Annotated in this window: 10 protein-coding genes; 5 read left to right on the top strand and 5 right to left on the bottom strand. The window is 73.8% G+C overall.

The window, feature by feature from the left end; all coding sequences use genetic code 11:
- Positions 1-120: 120 nt before the first annotated feature.
- Positions 121-1,281, bottom strand: a complete 1,161-nt coding sequence (locus tag IG64_RS18600) for a PP2C family protein-serine/threonine phosphatase (RefSeq protein ID WP_037857704.1) — start codon at positions 1,279-1,281, stop codon at positions 121-123.
- A gap of 159 nt (positions 1,282-1,440) precedes the next feature.
- Between IG64_RS18600 and IG64_RS18595 the strand changes: the two genes are divergently transcribed.
- The gene (locus IG64_RS18595; protein ID WP_234438549.1) at positions 1,441-1,926 is read left to right on the top strand and encodes a MarR family winged helix-turn-helix transcriptional regulator; all 486 of its coding nucleotides are present in this window, start codon (positions 1,441-1,443) and stop codon (positions 1,924-1,926) included.
- Positions 1,927-2,550: 624 nt separating this feature from the next.
- Here IG64_RS18595 and IG64_RS18590 read toward each other — a convergent pair.
- Complete coding sequence (locus tag IG64_RS18590) at positions 2,551-3,393, bottom strand: helix-turn-helix domain-containing protein (RefSeq protein ID WP_037857570.1); 843 nt, start codon at positions 3,391-3,393, stop codon at positions 2,551-2,553.
- Positions 3,394-3,538: 145 nt separating this feature from the next.
- Here IG64_RS18590 and IG64_RS18585 point away from each other — a divergent pair, with 145 nt between their 5' ends.
- Together IG64_RS18585 and IG64_RS18580 are read left to right on the top strand one after the other, a co-directional pair.
- Positions 3,539-4,438: an oxidoreductase gene (locus IG64_RS18585; protein ID WP_078884079.1), complete on the top strand. Its 900-nt coding sequence runs from the start codon at positions 3,539-3,541 to the stop codon at positions 4,436-4,438.
- Entirely contained in the window at positions 4,435-5,244 is an 810-nt protein-coding gene (locus IG64_RS18580) for an SDR family NAD(P)-dependent oxidoreductase (RefSeq protein ID WP_078884078.1), read from the top strand. Before IG64_RS18585 ends, IG64_RS18580 begins: the two co-directional genes overlap by 4 nt.
- A 158-nt stretch (positions 5,245-5,402) precedes the next feature.
- Here IG64_RS18580 and IG64_RS18575 read toward each other — a convergent pair whose 3' ends face one another.
- Both IG64_RS18575 and IG64_RS18570 read right to left on the bottom strand, forming a co-directional pair.
- A complete protein-coding gene (locus tag IG64_RS18575; protein ID WP_051813050.1) occupies positions 5,403-6,659 on the bottom strand; it encodes an amidohydrolase in 1,257 nt (418 codons plus the stop codon).
- Positions 6,656-8,071, bottom strand: coding sequence for an MFS transporter (locus tag IG64_RS18570; RefSeq protein ID WP_037857569.1), 1,416 nt, complete (start codon positions 8,069-8,071; stop codon positions 6,656-6,658). The genes IG64_RS18575 and IG64_RS18570 overlap by 4 nt, the downstream gene beginning before the upstream one ends.
- Before the next feature lie 107 nt (positions 8,072-8,178).
- Here IG64_RS18570 and IG64_RS18565 point away from each other — a divergent pair, with 107 nt between their 5' ends.
- Together IG64_RS18565 and IG64_RS18560 are read left to right on the top strand one after the other, a co-directional pair.
- On the top strand, positions 8,179-9,201 hold the full coding sequence (locus tag IG64_RS18565) for an Lrp/AsnC family transcriptional regulator (RefSeq protein ID WP_037857567.1): 1,023 nt from the start codon (positions 8,179-8,181) through the stop codon (positions 9,199-9,201).
- A gap of 224 nt (positions 9,202-9,425) precedes the next feature.
- A complete protein-coding gene (locus tag IG64_RS18560; protein ID WP_037857566.1) occupies positions 9,426-10,262 on the top strand; it encodes an MBL fold metallo-hydrolase in 837 nt (278 codons plus the stop codon).
- 174 nt (positions 10,263-10,436) lie between these two features.
- Here IG64_RS18560 and IG64_RS18555 read toward each other — a convergent pair whose 3' ends face one another.
- Positions 10,437-11,114 (bottom strand): hypothetical protein, encoded by a 678-nt coding sequence (locus IG64_RS18555; protein ID WP_051813047.1) that lies wholly within the window; start codon positions 11,112-11,114, stop codon positions 10,437-10,439.
- Positions 11,115-11,425 lie beyond the last annotated feature (311 nt).

Raw genomic sequence — 11,425 nt, 5'->3', positions numbered from 1 at the left:
ACCAACCGGTCCCACCCATGAGGCAATTATTGCTTCATGGCAAACGTAATGCGGAGGGAGCGGCGCAACCGACACGCGATCGACACATCTCCGGCAAGAGGCGGCACGCCCCCGGTGCGGTCAGCGCCCGTGCCAGTCGAGGCAGACCACGAGGGCGTCGTCGTCGGGGGCTGACCGGCCGCGGTGCCCGGTCAGCTCCCGCAGGACGGCGCGCGGCACCTCGGCGGCGGGGAGCAGCCGGGTGGACTGGATCGCCCGGGCCAGCGCGGCGTCGCCGTACGCCCGGCCCTCGGGGTCGGCGACCGCGTACACGCCGTCGCTGACGAAGACGAGCCGGTCCCCGGGCTCGGCCTGGAACTCCTGGGCCACGTAGTCGGTCTCCTCGAACATCCCCAGCGGGAGCTGGGCGTCGAAGGCGACCGGTTCGACCGCGCCGTCGCGCAGCCGCAGCAGCCGCGGGGAACCGGCGTCGACGACCTTGGCGCGTCCCGTCGCGAGGTCGAAGTCGAACATCAGCGCCGACAGGTAGCAGTGGCCCCGGTAGTGGGCGTAGACGGCCTGGTCGGCCAGGGCCGCCTGGTCGTCGATGGCGATCCCGGCACGTCTGGCGTTGCGCAGGGCGTTGATGGCCAGGTTCGTCAGCAGGGTGGCCTCGATGCCCTCCCCCATGCCGTTGGTGACGTACAGCATCAGCCGGTCCGCGGTGGCCGACCAGTCGAAGTTGTCGCCGAAGATCGCGTACGCCGGCTCCAACTGCGCGCCCAGCTCGTACTCGGGGCGGGCGCAGGAGCGGGAAGGCAGGAGATGCCACTGCATCTCGGCGGCGAGGGTCAGCCTGTCCTTGCGCCGTGCCTGCAGATAGATGTCGGTGTCCCGCTCGGCCACGATCACCTCGTGGCCGAGCACCTGGGCGATGTCGGCGAGTTCGCCCAGCAGGCCGCCGACCTGGCCGTCGTCCGGCAGCGTCACGGACAGGACGCCCAGCCGGTCCCCGCGCACGCTGACCGGCAGATGCACCCGCACGTCACGGTCCGAGCCGGGCTCGACGACCGGTTCCTGGGCGCCGAACGCCCGGCCCGCGGCGTTGTCGTGCACGGAGACCGGCTCCGTGGTGTGGGGCAGCACCGACACCGGCTGGAGCACGGTCAGGCCGTAGTCCGCCATGTACAGCTCCACCTTCTGCGCGGCGTACTGTTCCGCCAGCACGCGGCGGACGGCGTCGAGCAACTCGTGGGGCGCCGCCGTGCGCAGGGCGCGCTCGGCGGTCACAAATCTCTTCACGATGGTCAATACACCAATCTTTCGGCGGACACTTACCGGCCCCGTAGCGGCGACGGGGTGCTGCGATTCGGCCGCGCCAGGCCGCCCGGGCCGCGCGAACCCTCTCTGGCCGCTGGGCGCGCCTAGTAGGCTGGCGACCGTCCCAGCGCCTGCGAGAGTGTGACAGTGACTGCTTTCCGCCCCCACCCGGAGCCCGTCGAGGTCGCCCGTGTGACCGCGACGGCCGGAGAGCTGCTGGAAGTGCTGTGGGGCCGGGCGTCCACCGCTCCGGCGTCCGCCTCGCAGATGCGGGTGCTGCTCACCCTGGAGCACCAGGACGGTATCAACCTGCGCACGCTGTGCGACGCCCTCTCCTCCACGCCTCCGTCGACCAGCCGGCTGTGCGACCGCCTGGTCGCCGCCGGCTTCGTGGAGCGTGTGGCCAGTGCGGCCAACCGGCGTGAAGTGCGCCTGCACCTCAGCAGCCGGGGCCGCGCCTTCCTTGACGACCTGCGTGCGCGCAGGGAGCACCAGTTGCAGGCGGTCCTGGCGCTCATGCCCGCGGGCGAGCGGGCCGCGCTGCTGCAGGGGCTGGAGGCGTTCTGCCGCGCGGCGGCGCTGCAGATACACGACAACGCCCAGCAGCCGGACGACCGGACCGCCTGAACACCAGGCAGCCCCACCGGGCTCCCTGACGCCGCGGAGCGTCGGTGGCCAGCGCACGGAGCGGCCTCCGTCCACCGGAACATTCCCCATCCTCCCCATGCAGCGCGACACGGTCACTCTCTTGTCCTGCGACCATTGTTGTCAAATGGCAACAGACGCCCGCAGGACCCTTACCGGGCTCCGGATACCCCGAGATCGCCTCAAGTCGCCTGTGTTCAGCGTCTCGGATGGAACAGGCTGAACGTCCCTGGCCGTACCGCGTGCAGGCGCAGGGGCGTTCACCGTCCGGTACGGCCACGTCCTGACTACGAGGCGACGCGGTGACGCGCCGCCGGTGACGTCCGGCCGCGACCGGCAGGCCCGGGCATCCGGTCGCCCACGGGAGGGAGTTCTGGCTCGGCGGGTGGGAGTGCCGGCGTACCGCGGCTCCTGCGTCTGCTTCACCCTGCGACCGGGCAGCGGATCAGAAGACCGTAGCCACGACGCACACGCTGTGTTCCACGCCGCCGTTCGTCTCCCGCAGGCCAGGGCCGCCGGTGACCGTGACGGCGTGGGAACCCGGCCGGTCGAGCAGTGTGCTGAAGAGGCCGGGGGCGACGTTGAGGCCCGCGAGCGGTGCAGGCCCTACGCCCTCGCGGGTTCCTGCTGCGCGAGGGCCCGCAGGACCGCGTCGTCCCTGCTGCCCGGGCGGGGGAAGTACACGTACAGAACGTGCCCTTCCGGGCCGGCGAGGGCGAACGTCTCGAAGCTGAGGGAGAGGACCCCGGCACCGTCGACGGCGAGGCGCTTCTCCCCCGTCACACGGTCGTAGACGTCGTGCGAGTCCCACAAGGCGCGGAACGTTCCGCTGCGCTCGCGCAGGCCCGCCACGAAGGCATCGAGCTGGGCCGGCCGGGCTGCCGCGGTGATACGCAGCCCCGCGACGGCCTGAAGGCCGATCTCCTCCCAGTCCGGGTACACCTGCCGGGCCCGCGGATCGAGGAAGGTGAACTCGATCAGGTTGTGTCCCGGGCTCCACGCCGGATTGACGCGCCCCGCGAGAGCGGTGGCGGCCAGCACGTCACGGCGCGGCCCCACGACGAAGGCGGGCAGGTCGGCCCAGCGCTCCAGCAGCACCGTCACCCCCGGCCGGACGGGTCCTGCCGCGGCGGCGGCACCCCCGTCGGCGGGGGTGAGGGACGGTGCGACCAGGGACCACAGGTACGCCCGCTCCGCGTGGTCCAGGCGCAGCACGCGGGCCAGGGCCTCGATGATCTCGCGGGAGGGATGCCGGTCGCGCCCCTGCTCGATACGGGTGTAGTAGGAAGGGCTGACCCCGGCGAGCAGTGCCAGCTCCTCCCGGCGCAGACCCTTGACCCGCCGGCGCGTGTTGTCGATGACACCGGCGGAGGCGGCGTCGATCCGCTCCCGCCGGCTGCGCAGGAAGGCGCCGATCGGGTTGTCGTCCTGATAGTCGTCACGAGCCATCCAGCCGACTTTACCTCCGGCGGGAGACCGTCCGGCGCCGAGGACGTCCCGTGCCGTGGATGTCCGACGGCGGCGAAGCTGACCCTCCCGGGGCCACCCTCGAAGGGGTGTGGCACCGGAACCGGAGTGTTGTTGCACTGGAGCCATGACACAGCAAGCCACCGCACCGCACGAAGAGTCCGCCGCCACCGCCGAAGCGCCCGGGGGGCCGCTGGTGTGGCTGATCACAGGAAGTTCCAGCGGCCTGGGGCGCGCCCTGGCCGAGCACGCTCTCCGGCGCGGTGACCGGGTCGCCGTCACCGCCCGGGACACGGCCGCCGTCGCCGGCCTCGCCGCCGCCCACGGCCGTCGCGCCCTCGCCCTGCGGCTGGACGTCACCGACCCGGAGTCGGTGACCGCCGCCGTCGAGGCGTGCGAGAAGGAGTTCGGACGCATCGACGTCCTGGTCAACAACGCCGGGTACGGCTATCTCGCCGCGATCGAGGAAGGCGAGGACACGGCGGTGCGCGCCTTGTACGACACCAATGTGCACGGCGTGGTCACGGTGCTGAAGGCAGTGCTGCCCGGCATGCGCGCCCGCCGTGCGGGGCGGATCGTGAACGTCTCCTCCTTCGGCGGTCTCGCCGCCTTCGCCGCGACCGGCTATTACCACGCCACCAAGTTCGCCCTCGAAGGACTCTCCGAATCGCTGGCCGCGGAGGTCGCCCCGCTCGGCATCACGGTCACCATCGTCGAGCCCGGCGGCCTGCGCACCCAGTGGGCCGGAACCTCGATGCAGCAGTCCCCCGTCCGCCTCGAGGACTACGAAGGGACCGCGGGCAAGCGCCGGGCCTCCACCCTGGCGGTCTCCGGCCGCCAGCCCGGTGACCCGGCGCGTGCCGCCGCCGCGATCGCCGCCGTCGTGGACGCCCCCGAACCGCCCCTTCGGCTCCTCCTCGGCTCGGACGCCCTGGCCGGCGCCCGCGCCCGCCAGGAGCGGACGCGGAACGAGATCGACGCCAATGAATCACTGACCAGGAGCATCGATTCGGAGCAGACCTCATGAGCCCGGACGGGAACGAGGACACCGGCGCGAACCGGAACGGGAACGACGACAGGGACGGCAACGGGGACGACGCGAACACGCGCACAAGCCGGGGCACGTCCGGTTCCCGGGGGGCGTTCGTGGTGATCGGCGCCGGGCCGGGACTCGGAGCCGCCGCAGCACGCCGCTTCGGCCGCGAAGGGCACCCCGTGGGGCTGATCGCACGCGACGCCCCGCGCCTGGAGCGGATCGCCGCCGGTCTCACCGCCGCCCGCCCCACGGCCGGGGGCCCTGCGCCGGCCGGCCGTCCGCCCGCCGTGTTCCCGCTCGTGCCCACGGCGGCCGCCGACGTCACCGACGCGAAGGAACTCGCCGCCGCGCTCGCCGCGTTGCGCGGGCGTCTCGGACCCATCGAGGTGGTGCTGTTCAGCCCACGGCCGAGTCTGGACTGGATCAAACCGGTGCTGGACACCACGCCGTCGGACGTCGCCGACGCGCTGGCCCTCAGCGTCGTCGCCGCCACGGCGGCGGTGGGCGAGGTCGCGCCGGACATGCGCCGCCGGGGCCGCGGCACGCTGTTGTTCACCACCGGCGGCGCCGCCGTCCAGCCCCACCGCGACCGCGCCGTGTCCGCCATCGCCTACGCCGCCGAGTCCGCCTACGTCCGCCTGCTCCACGAGGCCCTCGCCGACGACGGCGTGCAGGCCGCGCAGCTCACCGTCGTCGGACCCATCGGCCCCGGCGCGCACCACGAACCCGACGCGGTGGCCGACGAGTTGTGGCGGCTGCACACGCACCGCGACCAGCCCCTCGTCGTACTGCGCTGACCGGGAGCGCGCCGCTGCGTCCCGGGCCCTGTCGTCACGTTCCCGGCGTCCGCCCGCAGGGCGGACGGGAATCTGACGACAGGGCCTCGCGGGGCCCTGTCCTGGCCGGACGCCCCGGCTCCCGGTGCCCGCTGCGCGAGGTCACCCGGCGCCGGCCGTCAGGGGGACACCTGCCGTGAGGGCCGGACCGTGCAGGCGGGCGGCTGCGGTCCGGCCGCGAGGGTGCGGCGGCGCCGGGACACCCGTTGGAGGAAGTCCTGCCGTCGCACCGGGTCGGTGGCCAGCTCCACCGCGGCATGGGCCAGCGCTCTCGCACCGTCCAGGACGGCACGGTCGGCGCCCGGACCGGTCCCGTACCGGGTGAAGCCCTCGGTGTGCTGGAGTGCGCCGCCGGTGTCGTAACCGATGCACGGGTGGAGCGACGGTACGGCGTGGGAGACGTTGCCCATGTCCGTGGAGGCCGTCAGCTCGCCGTGCCGGGACACCGGTTCGCGGCCGAGGGCACGCGCGGCCCGCAGGTAGGCGGAGGTCAGGAACGGATCCTGGCGCAGCTCGGCGAAGTCGTGGCCGTGCGGGGTGAGTTCCAGTTCCGCTCCGGTGGCCAGGGCGCCCGCCTCCAGGCAGGCCCGGACACGCCGGCGGGCGGCGAGGAGGTCGTCCATGGTGCGGGCGCGCACCTCGTAGCGTGCCCTCGCGCGTTCCGGGATGACGTTGACCGCGTGGCCCGCCTCGTGGACCACGTCGTGGACCAGGGTCCCCGGAGGCAGCTGCTGGCGCAGCATGCCGACGGCCGTGTGTGCCAGGACGACGGCGTCGAGCGCGTTGACGCCTTCCCAGGGGGCGAGCGCGGCGTGGGCCGGGGTGCCGCGGTAGGTGACGTCCCAGGCGCCGACGGCGAGCGACGAGGCCCCGACGGAGTCCTCCGGCGCCGCGTGCACCATCAGCGCGGCGGCGGCGTCGTCGAACACGCCCGCCTCGAGAAGCACGACCTTGCCTCCGATGTCCTCCTCGGCGGGGGTGCCCACGAGTTTCACGGTGATGCCGACGGCGTCCGCGACCGCCGCGAGGCCGAGCGCCGCGCCCACGGCAGCGGCGCCGTTGACGTTGTGCCCGCAGGCGTGCCCGATGTCCGGCAGCGCGTCGTACTCGGCGCAGACGGCGATCACCAGACCGCCCGTGCCGTAGGTGGCGACGAGGGCGGTCGGCAGTCCTGCCGCGCCGCGCGTCACCTGGAAGTCCGCGTCCTGGAGCAGGGAGGCGATCTTCGCCGCGGACCGGTGTTCCTGGAGCGCGGTCTCCGGTTCCGCGTGCAGGCTGTGGCTCAGGCCGATCAGTGCCTCCCGCGCACGACGGACGGCCGCCGCTACGGCCGCCCGGGCTTCTTCCCGCGCCTCGTCGAAACGTTCGTGCGTCATGCCGCCTCCTTGCTGGGAGCGGGGCCGGCGGTCCGCACGGCCGGGTCCGGCCCGCCGCCGAGCAGCAGGCCGAGCAGTGCCCCGCCCAGCGCCACCGCTGCGCACGCCGCCCACGACCACTGGTAACCCGCCCCGGAGACACCTCCGTCGTGCCCGGGATGAGCGGCGAACAGTGCGCTGATCACGGCCGCGCCGATCGCGGCCCCCAGGGAGAGTGCCAGTTCGTTGATGCCCACGGACAGGGCGGTCTCGGTCTCCTCGACGACTTCCGCCGACAGCGTCCGTGTGACCGCTTCGAACATGCCCGTCGCCACGCCCACCAGGAGCGCTCCCGGGAGGTACTGCGGAAGTGACTGGTGGAACAGCGTCAGCGACAGGAAGCCCAGGGCCGCGAGACCCCCGGTGAGGACCATGGTGGCCCGGTCGCCGACGTGCCGGGCCAGCCGGGGTGATGCCGTGGAACCGCAGAAGCCGGCGACGACCATGGCCAGGGACACCAGCGAGATGGCCCGGGATCCCAGGCCCATCCCGTAGCCGTCGCCGTCCGGTTCCGCGCCGAGGAAGACGGCGTTGGCGCCGAGGAAGCCGATGGTGCCGAACGCGGCGCAGAAGGTGTGCGCGCTGACGATCGTGAGCCGCGGGTCACGCAGCAGGGCGAGGTCCACCAGCGGATGGTCCGACCGGTGTTCCACCCTCACCCACAGGGCCAGGAGAGCCACCGCGACCACGGCGGTGAGCAGGGACGACGCCGAGGCCCACCCCCAGGAGCCGCCCTCGGTGAGCAGCAGGGTCAGCGCGCCGAGACCGAGGGTCAGCAGGAGTGCGGCCGGGGCGTTGAAGCGGCCCGCGCGGGGTGCGGAGCCGGCGGGCAGCGCGAACGCCGCCACGAGGGCCAGGGCCCCGAAGGGGACCGCGGTCCACAGGCCGGCCAGGGCGTGCTCCTCACTCAGCGAGCCGGCGACGAGTCCGCCGGTGCCGATGGACAGCAGCAGCGCGCCGACGAGCACGGACATGCCTGTCCGGCCGTGTTCCGGGGCGCGGGAACGCAGGATTCCGGCGAGCAGCGGGAAGAAGCCCACGACAGCGCCCTGGAGCACCATGCCCAGGGCGAGCGTGGCCGTGGTGGGCCGCACGGCGATGAGCAGTGAACCGGCCGCCACCAGGGCGACCGCGATGCGCAGCAGCAGGCGGTGGCCCCAGAGGTCGCCCCAGCGGGACAGCAGCGGGGTCAGGACCGCGAACGCGAGCTGCGACAGCAGGTACAGGTTGTTCTGTCCGACCCCTCCGATGCCGACGTGGTCGCCCACCGCCGGCAGCAGCGGTGTCAGATACCCCTGGACGACTCCGCTGCAGATCACGATCGCCGTCATGGTCGCGAGCAGGCCGCGACCACGGTCGATGGCACTCGTCACCGTCTCACCCTCTTCCCTTGGCTGGAGCGCGAAGTGGTGACTACAGTGCGAGCGCCGCTGGAACCGAGCGCCGACTTCGCAAGAATCGTGCGAGAAGGGCGAGGGGGATGAAGGAATCGGGCAGCGTCTCGGAACTCGATCTCGCCCTGGTGCACGCGCTGCAGATCCGGCCGCGTGCCGCGTGGAGCGATCTCGCGCCTTCGCTGGGCGTGACGGCGGTGACGCTGGCCCGGCGTTGGGAGCGGCTGACCGAGGAGGGGCTGGCGTGGCTGTCCGCCGTCCCCGGCCCGGCGTTCTCCCGGACCCGGTGCACCGCGTTCGTCCTCGTCGGATGCCGGCCCGCGGCACGTGAGCGCCTGGCGGCGCGGATCGCCGGACTGGACGAGGCGGCGACCGTCGAACTGACCGCGCCGGGCGGTGCCGACCTGCTGCTGGATGTGCCGGCGCCCGATGTGGCCGGGGTGCACCGGTTCGTGCAGGAGCGTCTGGCCCGGCTGCCCGGCGTGACGGGGGTGGAGTGCCTGTTCGCCACCTCGTTGTACACGGAGGGCAGCCGGTGGCGGCTCGGTTCCCTGGACTCCGCCCAGCTCTCCGCCCTGGGCCGGGCGGACCGGACGGACTCGGACGGGGAGCCGTCCACGGCCGCGCTCGGTGAGGTCGACCGCGCGCTTCTGGACGCCCTGGCCCGCGACGGGCGGCTCGGTCTGGCCGCGCTGGCCGAGCGGCTGGGCACCAGCGCCGCCACCGTCCGGCGCCGTCTCGGCAGGCTCACGCGCTCGGGGACGGTCGCGTTCCGCTGCGACACGGCCCGGTCTGTCACGGGGCTGCCGGTGAGCGTGACCTTCCGCGGCCGGGCGCCGGTCCGGGAGGTCAACGGCCTGCACCGCACCCTGGCCACCCTCCCCGGCTGCCGGCTGGTCGCCGCCGTCACGGGCAGCGCCAACGTCCTCGCCACCTACTGGCTGCCCGGCATCGGAGGCGTCCAGCACCACGAGACGGCCATGTCGGCCCGTCTGCCGTCCCTGACCGTCACCGATCGCCTCGTCGGGGTCCGCACCGTCAAGCGCATGGGTCACCTGCTGGACGCCGACGGCCGGCGCACCGCCACCTTGCCGATCCGGTGCTGGTAGACGCCCGGTGAGCGCCCCGCAGCCATGATCACGGGGGCGGGCGGGGGACCGGCGCTCACGGGAGCGGGCGGGGCATCGGCCGGTGTCCCGCGGGCGGAGGGTTCGCGGCGGCGTGGGGTACTCGGCGGGCAGCCGCCCTTTCCGGGGCCGGCGCAAAGCCGCCCTTCCCCCGGTCGACGGACCGTCTCCGTCTCCGTCTCCGTCTCCGTCCGGCAAGGATCCTCATGTCCGTGTTCGACGACGACCACCTCGATCTGCATTTCATCGGTACCGCGACGGTCCTGTTGCGGTACGGCGGTCTGACACTCCTCACCGACCCGAACTTCCTGCACCGCGGCGAACGCGCCCATCTGGGGTACGGGCTGACGAGCGAGCGTCTGACCGAACCCGCCCTGGAGGTGACCGGCCTGCCGCCGCTGGACGCCGTCGTCCTCTCCCACCTGCACGGGGATCACTGGGACCGCCGGGCCAGGCGCCGTCTGGCCCGTTCGGTGCCCATCGCCACCACCCCCCACGCCGCCCGCCGGCTGCGCACCTGGCAGGGATTCGACCGGGCCGGCGGCCTGCGGACCTGGGAGAGCGCCACTTTCCGGCGCGGCGGCGCACAGGTCCGGGTGACCGCGCTGCCCGGCCGGCACTCCCTGCACCCCGTGCTGCGCCGGCTGCTGCCGCCCGTGATGGGCAGCATGATGGAGTTCGGCCCTCACGGCGGGCCGGTCCGGCTGCGGCTGTACGTTTCCGGCGACACGCTCGTGTACGACGGGCTCGACGAGGTCGGCCGCCGCTTCCCCACCGCTGATCTGGCCGTTCTCCACCTGGGCGGCACACGGCTGCCCGGCGGTTTCGTCGTGACGATGGACGGCGCCCAGGGAGCCGAACTCGCCCGCCGTCTCGGCGCGCCGGCCGTCCTCCCCGTCCATTACGACGACTACTCCGTCTTCCGCTCCCCGCTCGAGGACTTCCTCGCGGCGGTGGACCGCATCGGGTTGCACGACCGCCTGGTCCACTGCGCGCGCGGACAGCACGCCCGCGTGATGCCCGGCCGGCCGCCCACCGCATAGGCCCCGCGGGCACGCGAGGACGTACGAGGGCCGCGGTCGGCGTCCGCCGTGGAGCGCACAGGCCGGCCGTGGAGCGCACAGGCCGGCCGTGTACCGAACAGGCCCGGCGGCGTACCGGCCCGGAAGCGTCCTCGGGGCGTCGGACACGGTTGCGGTGCGGTCGGGCGCCGAAGCTCAGGCGGGCCGGGCAGCGGCCGTGACCGGCTCCGGTTCTCCGGGTCCGAGGGCCACCGTCGTCGTGACCCGGGTGAGCGAGGGTTTCCTCGGTGCTGATCCGAAACCGAAGCGGACGGGCGGTTCCACGGGTGCCGCGGCGCCGAGGTCGGCGTCTTCGAAGAACGCCGAGACGAGGCGGACCGGCCGCAGGTCCCGTGCGCCGTACCATTCGCGGCGGCCCGAGCCGGCACTGCCCCGGGTCCGCACGCCGGGCAGGAGCAGGCGGGCCGGCCGGTCCGTGAGCGTGCTCCACGCCGGCCGGCGGACGAGAGCGCCGGGCAGGGCCCGCAGGAGGAGGCCCAGCGGCCCTCGCCTGCCTGCGGCGAAGCACAGCCGCAAGGGGCCTGCGGTGACCGTCCAGGTGCCGTCGGCGATCCGGACCCGCACCGGGACGACACGCACGGTGTCGAAGACGTAGGTCCCGCCGATGAAGTCCGCGGTCTGCCGCGTGGGGGCCAGCAGCAGCCGCTCCCCGTCGGCCCTTTCCAGCATCACGTCGCTGAACGGGCCGAACGGCGAGCGCTGCCAGTGCCCGAGCACGATGCGCGTCCCGGAGCGGGTGCCCAGGCCCGCGATCCATCCCTCGAACCGCAGCGGCGCGGGGCGACGCGGAGCCCGCCCCTGGCACCGGCTCACCGGCGCCTACCGTCCGGAGCGGTCCCGCGCCACGGGCCTGCGCGAGGAAGGAGCAGCTGTCGGCGCACAGGGCCGTGATGCCGCGAAGCGCACATGCCTGACTCCTTGACTCCTTGCGGGAAGTGCCCCACAGGCTCGCCGGCAGGGGCCGGCGCCCGGCAGCTGCGGTCAGCGTCCCGTCCAGGCCCCCGGGAGTGCCGGCGGTCCGCATCTCCCGTTCCGCCGGCCGCTCGGCCGGGTCCGGGCCACCACGGTCGGCGGGTCCCCCCGCGCACGGCCGTACAAACACGGGCGGCGGCACGCGGTCGGGG

This window comes from Streptomyces sp. NRRL S-340, from assembly GCF_000720185.1.
GTDB lineage: Bacteria > Actinomycetota > Actinomycetes > Streptomycetales > Streptomycetaceae > Streptomyces.
Note: the sequence above shows the minus strand (reverse complement) of the source record. Positions and strands in the feature narration are given on the sequence as shown.